The organism is Candidatus Nitrosocosmicus sp. FF01 (assembly GCF_047711275.1).
GTDB lineage: Archaea > Thermoproteota > Nitrososphaeria > Nitrososphaerales > Nitrososphaeraceae > Nitrosocosmicus.
Genome location: NZ_JBLNIG010000002.1, coordinates 808,771 through 826,438 on the forward strand (window position 1 = coordinate 808,771; position 17,668 = coordinate 826,438).

The 17,668-nt window shown below is 33.2% G+C and carries 16 protein-coding genes and 1 pseudogene; 8 read left to right on the top strand and 9 right to left on the bottom strand.

Annotation, left to right across the window (positions count from 1 at the left end):
- The first annotated feature begins 644 nt into the window (after positions 1–644).
- Positions 645–1,184, top strand: coding sequence for a ferredoxin family protein (locus tag ACMT7R_RS09745; protein ID WP_415311531.1), 540 nt, complete (start codon positions 645–647; stop codon positions 1,182–1,184).
- Between the two features lie 598 nt (positions 1,185–1,782).
- Here ACMT7R_RS09745 and ACMT7R_RS09750 read toward each other — a convergent pair.
- Together ACMT7R_RS09750 and ACMT7R_RS09755 are read right to left on the bottom strand one after the other, a co-directional pair.
- Positions 1,783–2,520 (bottom strand): adenylate/guanylate cyclase domain-containing protein, encoded by a 738-nt coding sequence (locus ACMT7R_RS09750; RefSeq protein WP_415311532.1) that lies wholly within the window; start codon positions 2,518–2,520, stop codon positions 1,783–1,785.
- Positions 2,521–3,201: 681 nt separating this feature from the next.
- Positions 3,202–3,630 carry a universal stress protein gene (locus ACMT7R_RS09755; protein WP_415311533.1) on the bottom strand — a complete coding sequence of 143 codons (429 nt, stop codon included), beginning with the start codon at positions 3,628–3,630 and terminating at the stop codon, positions 3,202–3,204.
- 185 nt (positions 3,631–3,815) lie between these two features.
- On the opposite strand from ACMT7R_RS09755, the gene ACMT7R_RS09760 reads away from it, so the two are divergent.
- The 3 genes and pseudogenes from ACMT7R_RS09760 (at position 3,816) to ACMT7R_RS09770 (ending at position 5,585) form a co-directional block, all read left to right on the top strand.
- Complete coding sequence (locus tag ACMT7R_RS09760) at positions 3,816–4,040, top strand: hypothetical protein (protein WP_415311534.1); 225 nt, start codon at positions 3,816–3,818, stop codon at positions 4,038–4,040.
- A 1,069-nt stretch (positions 4,041–5,109) separates the two neighbouring features.
- Positions 5,110–5,310 (top strand): NADPH-dependent FMN reductase, encoded by a 201-nt coding sequence (locus ACMT7R_RS09765; protein ID WP_415311535.1) that lies wholly within the window; start codon positions 5,110–5,112, stop codon positions 5,308–5,310.
- A 17-nt stretch (positions 5,311–5,327) separates the two neighbouring features.
- Positions 5,328–5,585, top strand: a pseudogene (locus ACMT7R_RS09770) (NAD(P)H-dependent oxidoreductase).
- A 389-nt stretch (positions 5,586–5,974) separates the two neighbouring features.
- Here the strand turns inward: ACMT7R_RS09770 and ACMT7R_RS09775 are convergent.
- Positions 5,975–7,546 (bottom strand): SLC13 family permease, encoded by a 1,572-nt coding sequence (locus ACMT7R_RS09775; RefSeq protein ID WP_415311537.1) that lies wholly within the window; start codon positions 7,544–7,546, stop codon positions 5,975–5,977.
- A gap of 509 nt (positions 7,547–8,055) precedes the next feature.
- Between ACMT7R_RS09775 and ACMT7R_RS09780 the strand changes: the two genes are divergently transcribed.
- The 4 genes from ACMT7R_RS09780 (at position 8,056) to ACMT7R_RS09795 (ending at position 11,752) form a co-directional block, all read left to right on the top strand.
- Positions 8,056–9,159, top strand: coding sequence for a mechanosensitive ion channel family protein (locus ACMT7R_RS09780; RefSeq protein ID WP_415311538.1), 1,104 nt, complete (start codon positions 8,056–8,058; stop codon positions 9,157–9,159).
- A 19-nt stretch (positions 9,160–9,178) separates the two neighbouring features.
- Positions 9,179–9,334: a hypothetical protein gene (locus ACMT7R_RS09785; protein WP_415311539.1), complete on the top strand. Its 156-nt coding sequence runs from the start codon at positions 9,179–9,181 to the stop codon at positions 9,332–9,334.
- 68 nt (positions 9,335–9,402) lie between these two features.
- Positions 9,403–10,455 carry a DNA primase noncatalytic subunit PriX gene (gene priX / locus ACMT7R_RS09790; RefSeq protein WP_415311541.1) on the top strand — a complete coding sequence of 351 codons (1,053 nt, stop codon included), beginning with the start codon at positions 9,403–9,405 and terminating at the stop codon, positions 10,453–10,455.
- 514 nt (positions 10,456–10,969) lie between these two features.
- The gene (locus ACMT7R_RS09795; RefSeq protein WP_415311543.1) at positions 10,970–11,752 is read left to right on the top strand and encodes a class I SAM-dependent methyltransferase; all 783 of its coding nucleotides are present in this window, start codon (positions 10,970–10,972) and stop codon (positions 11,750–11,752) included.
- Positions 11,753–12,071: 319 nt separating this feature from the next.
- Here ACMT7R_RS09795 and ACMT7R_RS09800 read toward each other — a convergent pair whose 3' ends face one another.
- The 6 genes from ACMT7R_RS09800 to ACMT7R_RS09825 form a co-directional block, all read right to left on the bottom strand.
- The gene (locus tag ACMT7R_RS09800) at positions 12,072–12,368 is read right to left on the bottom strand and encodes a hypothetical protein (protein ID WP_415311545.1); all 297 of its coding nucleotides are present in this window, start codon (positions 12,366–12,368) and stop codon (positions 12,072–12,074) included.
- Positions 12,369–12,407: 39 nt separating this feature from the next.
- Complete coding sequence (locus tag ACMT7R_RS09805; protein ID WP_415311546.1) at positions 12,408–12,638, bottom strand: hypothetical protein; 231 nt, start codon at positions 12,636–12,638, stop codon at positions 12,408–12,410.
- A 648-nt stretch (positions 12,639–13,286) separates the two neighbouring features.
- Entirely contained in the window at positions 13,287–13,574 is a 288-nt protein-coding gene (locus ACMT7R_RS09810; RefSeq protein ID WP_415311548.1) for a hypothetical protein, read from the bottom strand.
- Between the two features lie 295 nt (positions 13,575–13,869).
- On the bottom strand, positions 13,870–14,391 hold the full coding sequence (locus ACMT7R_RS09815) for a response regulator (protein ID WP_415311550.1): 522 nt from the start codon (positions 14,389–14,391) through the stop codon (positions 13,870–13,872).
- A complete protein-coding gene (locus tag ACMT7R_RS09820) occupies positions 14,339–16,246 on the bottom strand; it encodes an ATP-binding protein (protein WP_415311551.1) in 1,908 nt (635 codons plus the stop codon). The genes ACMT7R_RS09815 and ACMT7R_RS09820 overlap by 53 nt, the downstream gene beginning before the upstream one ends.
- A gap of 30 nt (positions 16,247–16,276) precedes the next feature.
- On the bottom strand, positions 16,277–17,284 hold the full coding sequence (locus ACMT7R_RS09825; protein ID WP_415311552.1) for an ABC transporter substrate-binding protein: 1,008 nt from the start codon (positions 17,282–17,284) through the stop codon (positions 16,277–16,279).
- Positions 17,285–17,668 lie beyond the last annotated feature (384 nt).

Below are 17,668 nucleotides of genomic sequence, written 5' to 3' on the forward strand. Positions count from 1 at the left end.
ACAAAAATTACGACTGGACGACTTCAGAAGATAGAGATGATGCAGGTAACAAACCTTGAATGTGAAATTGTGACAAACTCGGGGTGATAGCTAAAGTTCTTGTATGTATCGTAGAAAACTACTTTTCTTTCGCTACTGGTTTTACCGAAAAAATAGATCGAGGTCAGATATTATGAGGAAAGAATAGTACGGAAAGACTTTAAAATTTATCATTGATTTATCAAATAGTGGAATTATAGTTGTTTGATAATTTTGTCGATAAAGTGATTGAATGTAAGTAATGTCCTCGTTTGACTAGAAACATAGCTCATGTTGGTCGGACAAAAGTCAAGAAGTTTATTGGCGTGAAATATTGGGCAAAACCTTTGTGTGGCTATGGTGATTTCTCTATTTAAAAACAGAATCCGGGGATATCTTGGAATTTGTAAATGTTCTTTCACATCACTATTTATAACCATTTCAAAGAGAATATAATATTATCACCATTGAGTTTAATGATTATTATCCTGATGTTTAAATCAATGGTAAAAAATTCTATTTATTTGATGGTTGTACCAACATTATTATTTCCAAATAGAGGTTTTAGTTGCTAACAATTGCAAATGATTGCGAGTTGTTATATAGGTAAATTGGATAAGTACAGTATGCCAATAGATCCAGAATTTCCAAAGAATCATAAAGTAATTGGAAAACATAACCATTCTGATAATGAACACTTTCACTATGTTTGGGGTCCAGGAAGAACAGATGCAGAAACCTCCACTAGCAATGAAGTTCAGGATGCGTATAAAGCAAGGGGTGAAGAATATGTAGGATTAGGAGTCCATGGAACTATGGTTGCAGTCGATTGGGATTCTTGTTATGCTGATGGAGCATGTATAGAAGCATGTCCCGTACAAGTATTTCAATGGTATAGAACTGAGCAAGATGTTCCAGCTATAGAAATGATTAATGCTATAAGTGAAGGAACTGGCAGCACAGAAAAGGAAGAAAGAAAAGATTTTACAGACAAGTCCGATCCAATCAGAGAACACGATTGTATATGGTGTATGGCCTGTGTATCTGTATGTCCGCCTCAGGCGATCAAAGTGGATCAATCTAATCTAGAATATCATGAAAAAGCCGAAGGTACTTATAATGAAGCGCTATCAAAAGGTAGTGCACCTCCGCCTCATGCACACTAAAGAAGTAATGGTAGTTACTGTAAAAACAAAGAATATTGATTTAACTTGCCTTACTATTATATAATGAAATACATTTGTTAGTCGATTAGTATTGTGGAGAATAGTAAAGGATAGAGGGAGTTAGGGGATTTCCTTCTTTGTTTATTAAAATAGGTTTTTATGCGTAGATTGCTCCCGTATATAGTGAGATTATTTTCTGTTACCTCCGCCTCAAGATAATTTCAAGGATATAGAATTAATTGATTGCAAAGTCTGATTAATACCAGTCATCCTATTGTACTTCAGAGTCAATTCCATTTTTTTAATATATTTAATTTATTCCATTCCTGATCTGCTATGACGTATTAGGAGCGTAATAATATTCCTCTAAAGTATTTTATGTTGATATTTTATCTTCAGAATGGACTGAATTTCGTACCTCCAATGTTAACGAAATTTAAAATTGTTTCTCAATGATGTTTTTCCTATTAGTTAATTTATTATAAAACAACTCGAAGGTATGATTAACAAACGGAACCTTGACTTATAATTCATATAACAAGATTTTCTAAGATTCATACATAATTGAACCCTCAATATGACCTCGCCCATCAAAGACCTATTGGCTTACATTTTTAGTAGTAAATACTGTGTAAGGCTTTTGAGTGTGCATATCAACATATTTCCAGTTTTTATTTTCCAAAGAGAGTATTTCAAAGTCGGATTGTGTTTTAGGATGTAATAGTGAATAAAAGGTTCCTCCGACAGAAATCGCGTTAGGAAGAGTTATTGACGTTATTTTGGCAGTAACGTTCATGACATATCCTATTAAATCTATTTGAGAACTGTTATCTTTTCCATATTGGATAACAACACTTTCTCCTTCAGTCATACCTATTTTAATCTGCAAATCTGGATAACCATGTTTATGAAATACTGGATTAATATCATTTCTTAGTGTTGATATCATCGATTTAGCGCAACGGTATGCTCTATCACAAATAAGATACTTGTTAAATCCTGAGGGAAAAAAGGCTATAATGGCGTCGCCTACATATTTTAAAACAAAGCCTCCGTAACTTTCTATTACTGAGGATAGCTCATGAGAAAATGCTTTTATGATGGTGACGACCTTCTCGGTAGGTAAGGTCATGCTCATTTTGGTAGAGCCCACCATATCTGCGTACATAATTACAAGATCAAGTTTGGAATTGACATGTTGAAGCAGAAATCTTTGGCCTTTCTCAATAGATGTGTTATACTGATATCTTTCACTTAGTACACTTTCTAAGCGACCTTGTCGTAAATTACGAAGGGTTTTAAAATCTAAGACACTGTTTTCTTTATAATTCATCATATTCTCATAGGTACTTTCGTCAGAAGTTTCTTTCTTAATAAAATGCTCGATTCTACCTTGTTTACTGTTATTGATTGACGTCAGAGCGTTATATACTATAATATTATATAATAATATTATTGTGCTTTAATGATTAATATTATAGAGCTATTGCTAACTTTGATCATCAAAAGTAAGTTTTAATCGATCTCCAGTTGATTTAACCGATTTCAACAAGATTTTCTGTACTTTGAACAGGATTTATGACCTTGTGCTCCAAAATGAAATAGCTGATTGCAATGATAATATTGAAACTCAATTGACAAATTTAGATATCATGACATTGCCGTTTTGTTATATAATTTATATGTATCGTAACAGTTCGACACATGAAACTTTTGATAGTAACTATCTCAATTGAATATTTTCCCTTTAAAATATGCTATCCAATATTCTTAATAATTAGTTAACCAATTAAATATGAAATTCAATAAGACAAATCAATGTCAAAAGGCAATAGACAAATGACTAAGAATGGTATCACTCTAAGAAACTATATATCTTTTGCATTATACCGCAATCACCCTCGGGTAGCCTTTCTCTTTGACTGATTGATGAAGCCACTCCTCGGAGATATACTCGGCAATTTTATCGACCTTAGAATTCTAACAAAAAGAAAAAAGTTGCTTTTTGTTCTTATACTTATTTAATAATTAATACCGGCTTTTTAGTATGATGAAATACATTATGGGCTACACTCCCCATTATCGTAGTTTTGATTTTTCCATGCCCTCTACTTCCAATTATTATAACATCGATATCATGTTGATCAGCATATTCATTTATGGTGGACGCCACATGATGTCCTTTTACCAAAACAGGTTCAAAGTTTACACTATACTCTTGAGATTCTGTATCGGCTCTTTCAAAAACTTTCTTGGATTCGTTTTCTAACGAATTATTCACCGAGTCGACAACTTTTTGAGATTGAACATAGACGACTGGCGGTATTTCTAATACATTTAGAACAGTTAACTTTGACCCTAATTTAGAACTTAAGAATAATCCGTGTCTTAATGCTCTGATGGAGTTATCAGATCCATCAATAGGTGATAGAATTTTAGAGTACATTATTTACTATATGATAACAACTTATAAAATGTTATTTACAAATTACTTTGAAAGAATAGTTCTGAACTATAAATATTAACCTAATTGTTGTTATGTTACCCCTAGATAGATACCGTTATCCCAGACCTTGATTACTCTCACGATTTATTGTATTTGTTTAAATGTAATGATGTATATGAGTCAACATGACTAATATCAACTTAGTGGTTGTCTTTGTAGGGCCTTGCGCTTTATTGTATATCTTTTTCATATTTACCACAGGATTTAGCGGGAGTATCTCCGGTCAAACCATATCCACTACTAATATTTACGAGTCGGCAATATCAGAATCTAGTTCAGTACTGGGGTTAAACACCACCTTAATAGGGAAAACTCCCGTCGATTATTACCCCGTGGAATACTGGCAATGATATGGAGAATTGAAGGGCCATCATAAATCAAATGAACTTTTTTCATGTTCTTGTTAGTGTAAACCTCTAAATTCTTGCTTCTCTTTTGCAAGTAATTGCAAATATTAACAATAACGTATAACCTAAACAAACATAGGATTATTTCTTGCCTTTAATATCTGAACTAACACAAATGATATTGTCAAGTGACTAAATAATAATAAATCATCTGTTAATCTACTATCCAAATAAAATAAAAATTGAAATAATCCAATAAATTTTGAATTCCAAATTCTTGTTCTGTTTCTGGATATTGATGTAATATTTTTAAATATATGACATAGATCATAATCTAAATATCCAATACGCTATATTTTAATAATAACTTGGAAAAATAATGACCACATGTACTATGTAAATAACCCATATGTCATTGGCAATCAAAACCAATAGTTAAATAATTCAATTAGATAACCATTCTATAATGGATGTAATCATCATCTTCATTTACACTCACCTTCTAATTGAAATTTCTCAGTGTTTAAACCGGGAAGCGATGTCCTATAACACAGACGCCTTATCTATGAATTGAAGTCTATTAGAAACGGTTACACGATTGGAATAAGAAAGATGAGGTTTTCAAATTAGTCCGAAAGAAAATGAATAACAGACCACGTTATTAAAAATTTGATCCTCTAACCATTTACGCCTAATTTAGTAAATATAGTTACCGTGTTGTAGAATCTTCTGATGGAATACCCCGATCAATTGATAATTGCACTTATCAATTAGGAGAGAATGTAACTATAAATTATAAACAAAAAATACCTGCAATTGAAAGTCATAGATAATAGAAATTGATAATAACCATTCGATTTTCATAAAAAAATGAATTGTATCTTAAACTCCTTTCTGAAGTGAAATTCATCCTACGCTTATTTGATGTGCCAAAAATATTGAAGGAATTTTCTGATGAATTGATTAATGGCAGGACATCAAAGTTAACAGACCCGTGGCTGTCATGAAAGTTACATGGTTATCAGATTGCGTCGAGCATAAAACATAAACATGATCTTGTACCAACAAGATCGTGAACGATAAAATTAAGATACTTGGATTCGCTGGAAGCCTAAGAAAAGAATCCTTCAATAGAGCACTTTTACATAATACCGTTAGTCTCGTTCCTGATAATTCAACTCTGGAAATTTTTGAACTCGATGTCATTCCACCATTCAATCAAGACACTGAGAAAGACATGTATGAGAAAGTAAGGGGTTTAAATCCAAAATAAAAGGAGCAGATGATGTTTTGATTAGTACTCCGGAATATAATTACTCTGTACCTGGAGTGTTAAAGAACGCAATTGACTCGGCTTGAAGACCCTATGGTGATAATCCTTTTGATGGTAAACCAGTTGCAATAATGAGTGCCTTGATAGGAATGTTAGGAGGAGCTAGAGCACAATACCATCTTCGTCAAATTTTTGTCTTCCTCAATATGTACCCCATTAATAGACCTGAGGTTATGGTCAATTTTTTCTTCGGACAAATTCGACTCCAATGGTAATCTAATGGATGACACCTCAAAAAAACTAATAGGCGAGTTAATTCGAAACCTTGTAGATTGGACTATACTCTTGCGGAAATAAATCAAGTTTATCCCAAATTTACCTGTCACAGAAAAACAATTGGTCTACAATAAGTACTACGGTTTTGCAACCAGATTGACGAATGACTGACACATATGCATCAAAATTTGAACTAAGTTAAATATGGTATTTGTTGTTGTCCATTGTTGTGACATCTAATACTTCTAAAATATACAAGAAGAGAAAAAACTTGCGCATAACTACATAAAACCTCTATCGGCGATTCAGTATCACGATTAGTAGAGACCACTAACATAGTGATACAGGACAAGTGCTAGAAGATTTTGGGTCCTATCTAGTCACATGTTCAAATCCCAAAAACTAAAGGAACCAGAACGCTTGTTAACGTCGTAACTAATATGATAGCTATAAAATCCAATGGTAATCCAGCTCTTGCCATCTCTCTCGTAGTCACTAACCCAGATGAATATACAATTGCGTTAGGTGGAGTACCTACTGGCATGATGAAACCATAGCTAGCAGCAATAGCTATGGGCGCCATTAAAAGCAGTGGATTTAATCCCATGGACATCGCAAGTGATGCGGAAATTGGAAGTAATAGCGCCGCTGTTGCAGTATTGCTTATCATTTCAGTTGGCAAAATTGCCAACATAACAAAAACAAGCAATATTACAAAGTAATTTGCATTTCCAAGGAAATCTAGTTGATTTGCAATCCAGTCGCCTAATCCCGTGGATGTAAAACCATTTGCAAGAGCTAAACCTCCACCTATCAGGATAAGGACGCCCCAAGGAATTGTTACCGCTGTGTCCCAATCAAGTAGTTTCTTCGACGATGTCTGACGATTGACATCAAAACCTGTTTTATTGCGTTTATGCTCGCTATCATTTGTCTCTTTGTCTTCTTTTGGTTGACTGTTGTAACCTACAAACTCTCTGTAATCTTCATCGTTTTTCTTGGAATTTTGTTTTTTTCCAAAAACTGAAGGTATAAGGAATAATGATATCGATGATGCAATCACTATCATAGAATCGTCTATCATAGGTGCGATATCTTTCCAAAGTATTCCTCGTGTAATCCAAGCGGCTATAGTAATAAGAAATATCAATGCAACTATCTTTTCATCGCGAGATATAGGCCCTAGATCTTTTAAATTTTTTGCAATAGTGTCTTTTTCTCCAAATATGTCAAATTTGATATTTGTAATTTTTGAACCAATCCTTATTAGATATAGCCATAGTATTACTAGCGAAAGTGCACTAATCGGTAAGCCTAATAGCATCCATTGTCCAAAAGTAACTTCTACTCCCGCTATAGAATCAGCTAAAGATGCAAATATTGCATTAGGTGGAGTTCCTATAAGTGTAGAAACGCCACTAATATTTGCAGAATAGGCTACAGCAAGTAACAAACACACGACAAATTTATGGTGCTTGTCTTTATCTTTGATCAGAGAAATCACTGCTAATGCTATTGGGAGCATTAGAATAGCCGTGGCAGTATTGCTCATCCAAGCTCCTAAAAACCATGTGACTATCATAAATGATAATACGACAAACTTTGGATCGGTTCCAAAGAAACGCAACATTCTATATGCAAAACGTTTGTGTAAATTAGACTTTTCAACTGCTTTTGCGAGGAGAAACCCTCCTAAGAATAGGAATATGATATTGTCCGTATAATTACTAGAAGTTTCTGTAAAGGAGGTTACTTTTAGGGCTGGAAATATTACAAGAGGTAATAAAGCAGTAACGTATATGGGAGCACATTCTGTAATCCACCATACTGCCATCCATAAGGTAGTAGCCAATACAATTTTAGAGGAAAACGATAAATCCCCACTTATTTGAGGTATTGGTATCAAAATAACTATTAAAAATAATATGGGTCCCAAGAATATACCGAGGGTCTTAGTCAAAGTTTTGGACTGCATACACTCGATTGTAATTAGATCAGTATTATATAACAGAGTTTACCTGACAATATTAGTGGCTTCAAATCTACGGAGCATAAGGGAACTAAATGGATATTTGTTTAGGTTTGGACGGTAAGCAGTTTAAATATACTAATTGAATAAAAAAATTCTTAAATTCATCATTTCAGTGATTATTTGCCAGTGTGCAGTATATTTCGTTCGAAATTCGCTGGATAATTTTAGTTTCTATGCTATATTTTGTAATATTTTCATTAATTAATTCCATCAATTTTTAATGAGTTATTTTGATAAGGAAAAACAGTACATATCGAATGGGACGGTAGGTTTAGCAATATATTGGTTCTATTTTCAAACCAAGACAAATCCATCTAAAATATTATCATACCTATGGTTGCTAATTAGTAAGATTGGCATAACTACTACACTGAACTTAGTACTCTATTTTCCACCTGCTTTGTATTATATCAAGTATTATGACTCATTTTCTTTAGATGTTATTTCTTTTTGATCAAATTATAAGAATTGTCTACGGACAAGAAGAAATCGATATAAGTATTGAAAGCGAAGGTAATTCTGCAGTAGATAATCGTGAAGGAGGTGAACTTTCTGTCGGCGAAGAGCCCTCAGAATCAATGTCGTCCTCTTCTTCTTCTTCTTCTTCTTCATTTTCTCCGCCTACAAATACTATTACAGGTTTGGGTAGTTATGTAGATAGCATTATTTTCTTTACCATGGTGGTATCGGTTGCTATTGCAACTTACTTCATCCTAAAATTCTTCATCAATAGATATGCGGATTCCTTAAACCTTGATAGAAGACAACTAGCCGGATTCAATTCCATAACGAAAATGGCAATCATAGTAATAACAATAATCATATTAATATTTCATTTTTCATCATTAAGCGGGGTGGCAGCAGGGGCAATTAGTGTAGCTGCGGGAACTATCATCGGGTTTTCATCAAGAAACACAATCAGCAATGCGATAGCAGGTATCTTGTTACTATCTGCTCGTCCATTCAAACTAGGCGATAGAATTAGAACTACAGAAGATGAGAATCTAATTGGAGATGTTGTAGAAATTTCATTGCTATATACAAAAATTAAAACCATACGAAATGAACTTGTTGCAATTCCAAATCAAACTCTGTTACAAAGACAGATCGTAAATTATAGTGGGCTGGATGTTCTTTCAATTACAATCAATGTTACATTAACGTATGATAATGACCGTAGATTAGTTGAAAAAATATTAATAGATTGTGCCAAAGGTACGGAAGGAATAGTAACGTCAGATAATTTTCCTGATGATGTAGCAAGGACTTCTAGATCTATCAATACTGCTGATAATTTTGTTACGGATCCATTTGTTTTGCTTGTAAAGTTTGAAGATTACGGTGCGGTATACGATCTCAGAGCATTTACAAATAAGCCAAAAGAATTTCTTAAAATTGCTTCAGAGATTAGAAAGAGAATATATAATTCATTTCAAGATCATGGACTTGATTTGACTGTCCCTCAAGCACAAATTGGATTAGATGAAGAAAGGGATAGTGGCATAAACCAAGATAATAATAGTTTGAAAGATCTAAGATAATAAAAGATTAAGGAGGAATTTGTTACTCTCTCTCCTACCAATACTAATGGCTATCGCAGAGGGCTTTTTGCATATAATATTGCTATTGGTCAAACCTGGTGATGGATGTGATGAAAGTGGTGACGACTCAATAGAATGTACCCAGAAAATTCTAAGACCAAAGATCCATAAATGATTGAGCCTCTATCTACTAATACCTAAATTTTTATTTCTTTTCTTCTCCTCAATTGGTAAGGGATACTGTTGGCGGGAAAAAAACACACGATTATTGAGAATGTTAACTTTATTTTATCTCATTTTGTCGGTCAAGAATTCTTGTTTCCGCGTTCTATTATGACTACTAAAACTAGTGGTCAGGTTTTTGTTAGTTCTGAGGATCAAATGATGCAATATTTTGAAGTGGCCAACTTTGTAGATTGCAGAATTAATGGTTATCCCTTTCACCATGAAGAGGAAAAAAAGAAGTTGTATCCTAGTTTCATTTTCATCGACTTGGATCTATCTTTATGCTCTACTTGTAAGTACCCTATCAGGAAACTAGACTACATTCTTAAACAAACGTTGAATAAGATAAAAGAAGAAATAAATGGTCATCCAACTGTCCTTTGGACGGGTGGTGGATATCACATTTATCAGCCAAATAAGATAGAAACTAGAGATAAAGAGAGACCACCTTTGGAAACATTCAGAGAATTTGAGGAATTTGTACCTATTCTGAGAAATGATTTGTGTACTGAATTCATCAGATTTGCGGGCAAATATTTAACTAGTAATAAAGGGGACCCAAAACATTATCCTTCCATATACTCTTGTTTAATCCGAATTCCTGGAACGATAAATTCGAAGCATAACCAGACAGTTAAGATAATTCAGAAATGGGACGGTATTGAAGCAAATACAAACTCTCTCGTCATGCCATTTTTAGATCACTTGATACAACTAAAGATCGAAAACGAAGAACTACGAATGATAAAACAAAATTCTGATTCTAAAAGCAATATCAAAAAAATAGCTTGGATAGATAAACTCCTTGAGACGCCTATCCCTGATCACCGATACTTTTGTTTATGGCATATTCTAATACCATACCTTAAGAATATCAAGAGACTTTCACAAAATGAAATAATTTCTATATTAACCGAATGGTTTGAAAAATGCAACAGAATAAACAAAGTTAGATGGAATTATACCAAAAGAATTAGAGAGCAGTTAAGGTATGATAAAGGCTATCCACCTATCAGCTTTGAAAATCTAAAAAAGGAGAATTTTGAACTTTATAATTTATTGGAAAGTTAACTAACTTGTAATGGAACAGAGAGTTCAATAAAGTTCCGATAAGTCAAACGCTATCTATTCCGACAAACTAGAAATATGAGAGGTTTTGAGTCAATTTGATCTGTTTATTGGAAACTCTTGTATTCTCGAGGATTAGGATAATAACACAGGCACACCCTTGGTTGCCTCCAGAAATCCTTGTACTTTCGAATATTGGAACGTCAGGATCAATAAGTATACAATTCCATTAAACAGTTATTTCATAAAATACCTGCGCTGATAATTCAACTATGACGTCGATAGGATGCGGTTCAACTTCAGTTATTGAATATTCTCTAGTTCCAATACTGACTGGGACTCTGTTAGAGTTACCTCTGAGATTTGTGTGGTTAGGTTCGTTTCCCACTACAATAATTTAAATGTCATCGGGGTAACATGCAGCGGGTCTCAGCACGGTATCATTCCCTCACCATAGTTTCTGAATATATTATCAAAAGTCATTTATTGCATGGAGATATTCATAAGAATTTAGTGTATGTCAAGCCGACCAGCAGAAGATAATGACATTTTAAATGATCCAAGGGTTCTGAATTTAGATAGAGTCGTATTCATTGGAAGGACATTTTCCGAGTATATGGCAATGTTTAATTTGCATCCTTTCCAATTAAAAGGTTTGAGCGTGTTAGATTGCCCGTCTGGAACTTCCTCTTTTGTTGCTGAAGCTCTGTCTAGTCAATATCAATTAAAGAAAGTTATTGGATGTGATTTGCTATACAAAGAGGATGATGCAAACAAGCTAAGAAACCGAGGAAAAGAGGACTTGGATTACATGATAAAACAGCTCTCTCAAGTCCCTGATCTTTATAATTGGAAAATCTACTCTAGTATTAGCGATCTGTATGAAGCAAGAAACAATGCTTTCAAAAGATTTATCTCAGATTATGAATTAGATAGACTCATCGGAAGAAAGGGTGATATTACCACACATAGGTACATACATGCTGTACTTCCTAAACTGCCATTTGGAAATGCAACATTTGATTTGGTATTAAGTTCTAACTTGCTTTTTTATTATCACAATATGTTTGACTATGATTTTCACCTTGATTCTATATTGGAATTAATACGTGTTACCAGCAAAGAGGTAAGAATATTTCCATGTCAAAAACCCGATGCTACTTTTCCCGACTATTTTGATAAGCTCCTCGATGATATTAACAGTCGTATGAATAATAACATATCTTTTCAAATTGAAAAAGTAAGTCATGAATTTCGTCGTGGTATAAATAAAATGCTCAGAATAAACAAGAAAGAATAAATTGGTATTAAACTCTCCCAGGGAGTTTTGCTAAACAATTTTACTCCTATTCTTAATATAGGCATAATTTATCTTTTTTCTCAAATGTATCCAGTAATTCTAAGAGGTGATACTGTAAATGTAAATTAGTTCTCTAATCTACTAATTTCAAGTAGGCAGGGCAGGTTAACACTAGTTCTATTATAAGTCTTAATTCATAATTTACTTTAAAAAATTATTTTTACTTTATGATGTGTATTGCTTGTTCGTAACAGGACTTACATGCCATCTCTCCAATTCATTGGATAGATGGCGTAAATGTGGATTCTCCAAGAAAAAATTATTGTATGCTGTACGCAGGTTTGATAAATTCAGGATTGGCACTGATGCCATACATCAAAGACGAGTTACCAAAATGATAATCAACGCTTTCTGGATCTATAGTTACTATAAATAAGTTTCCGTTATTTGATCTCTCAATTGTGGTAGGAATATCAACTGCAGGACCCTCACGTAAACTTACCGTGGAAGCACCATTAAATATAGCAGAATCTCTATCGGAATTTTCTGTTGCATTTAGTACAACAAAATTGGTCAATGTGTGAGTATGTCTACCTATACCATCAGGTTTTATCATCTCAATAGCAGCTTTAAATGCTCCGGAAGATTGGTTATTTTAGGTGATAGCTTCACCTGTATCATTAGCTAAGACCGACCTCCATATTCCAGACAATACCCAGTCTACACTACCAGTATCATTTTCTGTCACTCCTACGAGTATTCCAAAAACATATTTATGATTCAGTAAATCGGATGGAATAGCGAATACAAAAGCTAAAGTATATTCATTTGATACTAGACCAGATATCAATAAGGTAGTAAATAATACTACTTTAAGATTCTTCATTAACAAGAGTAGACAACAATCCTAATCAATTGTAAGGTTTTAAACGCAAACTAATCCAAACAATTACCATTATTATTTTTTCTTTTGGTTATGGTTACAACTTGTTAATAGTGGAATCAGTGTAAAAATTGTATAACATTACATAAAAGTCAGATAATGAACAAACGGATCAGTAATTAAATACTATGTTATACAAACTACTCTATCTCGTTTGGATGAATTACTGGTTAAGAATCTGTAATTATTCAAAAGAGATGCAATAAGGCTACTATATATTCTCATCAGTTATCTATCAATGAGGAGAACTAGAATATGAGTGGGAGGTCTATAGTATTCTGTATAATAGTATTGCCAACATACTAAAATATCAAAGTAGACCTCAATTGAGACCTTATTACTTTTCCAAAAGTTATACATAAATCAAAAAGTGCTAAAGGAAATCTATTCTACCTAATGAGAAAACTATAATATCATGACGGAAAAAGCAATTGGTTTGAAGGAGTGATGCTCACAGCTGTTTCTATCATAATTGTCTTAGGATTTTATTTCATTGGATGACTTTTTTTCCCATTTTCATTTGATACCTAAAAAGTGATAAGGAGTCTATCGAGTACACTCATGAGTATATCATCATTTAGTGAATAAAAATTAGTTTGTTTCATTAGCATAGGTAGGCCCGATTTCTGGTGGTGGCCTAACATTATTTGTATTTGTGCTATTATACACAGGCTGACTTTGAGCGTTGGAAAAACAATTAGATTGAGAGGTATTTATCCCCCTATCTGGAGTGCAAAGTTCTTGTAATGCTTGCGCAAATGCATCATTATACTTAAAGTCGATATATGAGACTCCAAGAATTCCTGAGAAAATAATTACCATAAATACTCTCATAGTTAATTTTTTATTTTGTTTTAATTTCCCATTTAAAAATTTCATTTAAGATTTTAGTTTAACATATTATTTAATATTCGATATCATTAGAATTTTTGGTTAGATGTAAAAGATATCAATTTTACTCGTCGAGTCCAACAAACGGGAAATATAAAAAAGAATACACGATGTATAACTGGGGTATATAAAGTATTTATGATATTACCATTAAGCAATCATGTTTAATGTCTCTTTTATCTTAGCTTGATGACATGAGGTCAGTAGATTACTATTCCGTAGCCAAGCTGCCTCAAGCTTTGGGGCCGAAGGTTGAAATTTTAATATCTTCTGGATATCTAGATTAAGATTTAATAACTTTATCATTCTTTTTTTTTGTGAATTTTGTAACTACATCAAGTATTTCATCTATAGAAGATGGTTTTTTCAAAATATACTTGGCTCCGTCCTTTAACATATTAGCAATTTCAGTGCTCTGCGTAGATGACGCCGTAAATATTATTATATTATTAGTATCTAACAACTGCTCTTCCTTTAATTTGTTGAAAACATCCAAACCACTAAATTCGGGCATGGCCAGATCCAGGAAAATCACGTCGTAATATCCATTCTTATTTCTTATTTCCTCCAAGCCATCTTTCCCTGAATTAATTATCTTGCATTCGATATCTTCTGGTTCCAAATAGTCTTTGATCAACTCAGTTATATCCTCATTATCATCTATAATGAGGAGTCTGGAAACGGGTGCCACAGAGGATGAAGATGACATATTATTACTCATTGTAGGGGTATTATAGCCATTTCTCTCAATTCTAAAGGGGTATTGTAAACCTGAATGCTGCGCCTTCTCTGTATCCTTTGTCAATCCATATCGTACCACCATGTGCTTCAACTATACCTTTGCAAATTGCTAAACCTAGTCCACTTCCACCATGTTTTCTTATTAGGCTCGTATCAACTTGATAGAATTTGTGAAATAGTTTATCCATTTTTTCATAAGGAATTCCGGTACCATTGTCTTCAACTGAAAATTGTACCATTGTATTATTATTTACCAATTCTGCGATAATGGTTATTTTGCCAGATATAGGTGGTACAAAGTCTATCGCATTTTTGATCAAGTTTGCAAATACCTGTTCGATTCGTCTGCGGTCACACATAATAGTAGTTTCCTCAACTAATCTTAAATCTACGATAACAGTAATCTGTTTTTCACCAATAAGAGAGTCTAAATCTGATATGACCGATGAAATTAATACTTTTACGTTTACCAAATTTTTTTGAACCTTTAATTTTCCCATGTCAATCTTGTACCCGTCAAGGACATCATTGACCAGAACTTCTAATTTTAGAATATTCCTATAAATGATATTAGCATATTTTTTTTGCTTTTCATTTAAATCTCCTATTTTTTTTTGCCTAAGTAGAAGCTCGATGTATCCTCTAGCGGGAACTAACGGAGTTTTTAGTTCATGACTTACCATGGACATAAATTCTTCTTTGGCTTTGTCGGCCAAACGTAATTCTTTGTTGACATTTGCTAAGTATTCATCATTTTGTCTTAGTTCTTCATTTGCTTCTTGTAGTTCCCGTGTTCTGTCATCTACTATTTTATTTAAACTGCGATTTACATCATGTACGTTCTGTCTCATTATCTCAAAGTTTGTGGCCAGTTCTCCCACTTCATCGGAACTCTTAATGTCAATTTTTGAATCATAGTTTCCCTTACCTATTCGAATTACTAGATCTGTAAGCTTTGACAAAGGCAGGGAAATCGTCCTTGCAATAAATAAAATAAGAACTATTGAAATTGTTAGTATGATACCAGATATGACTAAAAATTGATCGACTGTTCTCTGTAAATTTCCAAATACGATATCAGTATTTTCTCTCAGCAAAAGAAACCAACCGCTTCCTGTATAATCCAAATGACCTGATCCTTGAGGCACACTCACAAGTATCTCAAAATCATTAACTTGTATTTGCGGGGCAGTGGAATTGAACAAGGAAGAGTTATTCTGGGAAATCAATTCTTGAAAATTTGGTAGAACTTTCAAAATTGATCCTCTATCGTGACTTGAATATATGACGGTACCATTTGCAGATATCAAATCTAATTTGATATATGTATTAGTATTATCCATGTTCTCATCAGAGGATATTACTTCTTTAAATATATCATTAATCTTATTTATTGGGTGTCTTGTAACCACAACGCCATCTATCGTCTTATTCTCGTCAAGTAGTGGAGCAGCAAAATGTATTACATACTGTTTCAAAGATTCTGAATAAGTAGGCACACTATCATAATACAGATTTCCTTGTATTGCCTCTCTGAAAAACTCTTTGTCAGATTCATTTTCTCCTAGATGAATGTTCCGTGTATCTCCAATTTTAATACCCATTTTATCGTATATTGAAATTGATGAATATGCTTTAAATGCTCGTTCCATCGAACGAAGATAATTCACCTTTTCTTGATTGGTTAGATTTGAATTTCCGAGTATATTACTATCTGATAGAAATCGTATATCGGCAAGCCTTTCAAACATCTGACGTGAAAGGTTATCCATAGTATTACTAGCTATTGTTTCTAAACCGTTAATTAATTGCATTTGCATTGTTGTAGCAAAATTTTGGAATGCTACATATGATAGCAACAATACAGAAAACGACAGTAGGGGTATCAGGGCAAGAATAAGCTTTGTCCTGATCTTCAAATGCCAGTTCCTTCCTTTTTTTGCAGCAATTTATTGTAGATTCTTTTCTGCCATTAAATCTTTGACAAATCTTGGGTCCACTATATTTTCTATATCTGGATACTCGCTAATTACTCCTCTTTCAGCATAAAACTTTCCTATTGAATTTCCAGAATCATACAAGGATATCGTCTCATTTAACTTGTTATTCATAGAAAATTGAGAATTGTAGTCCAGATCTAAAAACTTGACATTATTTAGCCCTTCCTCTATTAGTGTTTTGTTTAATCCTGACTTTGCAGACATTATTTCAATATCTTCTGCTGCATTTCTGTCGAAATCTTCTTTTGCTTCAATCAGTGATTTAATTATGTTCATAACCTCTTGAAATCTTTGTTCCACTATTTCAGAATGAAACACTAATACATTTGTTATTGTACCTGGTACGTCTGCCCCGGTAGATAAGACGTTTAAATTCTTCTTTATACCTTCCGTTATAAACGGTTCGTAGACATGACCTGCCACTATCTGACCACTCACCACGGCATCTGGAATATCTTTGCCAAGTATGTTTTCAAATTCGACATCCGATTCACTGAGACCAATATTTTCTAAAGATCTCAGCATAAAAATGTGTGAGAAGCTATTGATTCCTTCTACACCTACCTTTTTACCCTTAACTTCGGTAAGGTTTTCAACATTCCCTATAATTGCATCAGCATAATATGAAGTATCTATGTTATAGACAACTTTGGTATCTACTCCTTCGGAATCTTGTATTAAAGCGTCAGAATATACTATAAACATTCCATCATATTCCCCATTAGCATACCCTTTCACTGCATTGGCATAATCTTGAACAAGTGTAATGTTTACATCCACATTGTTTTTGTCAAAATACCCCTTTTCTTGGGCTATATATGCAATAAAATTAGGAACCCACAAAGTTAGTGCCATATTTATCGGTTTTTCATCAGGCATCTGAGCACCTGCTAAATTTGAGTTAGAAAATGGTATCGTAATAACAATACCAAGAATTATAGCAAAACATAGTTTCATGTCTATGCTCTTTGATCTCATTTTTGTTTAAGTTATATTGACACTGGTATTTTTCCATATCTAATTTATCACAAACAGGCAGATTTATTCCGAGAAACAAAATAGTTATTGCGGTTAAAGTTAGATATTGTATTCCGTTAATAGTTATTTACTTTTGATCTCAATTAGCTCCACTCACACAGATACTTATTATTAAAAGTGGAATATATAAAAATCAAATTAGTTATTGTAATTCAAATTTACCTAAAATGGTTATAAAGCTTTATCTAGAGAATAGTTAATGATTAATTTTATATACTCCAAATATAATATAAATATGATAAGTCATAACTGATAGAGTTACTAATGACAGTAAATTTGGAGTTTTTTTCGACTGTAAAAATG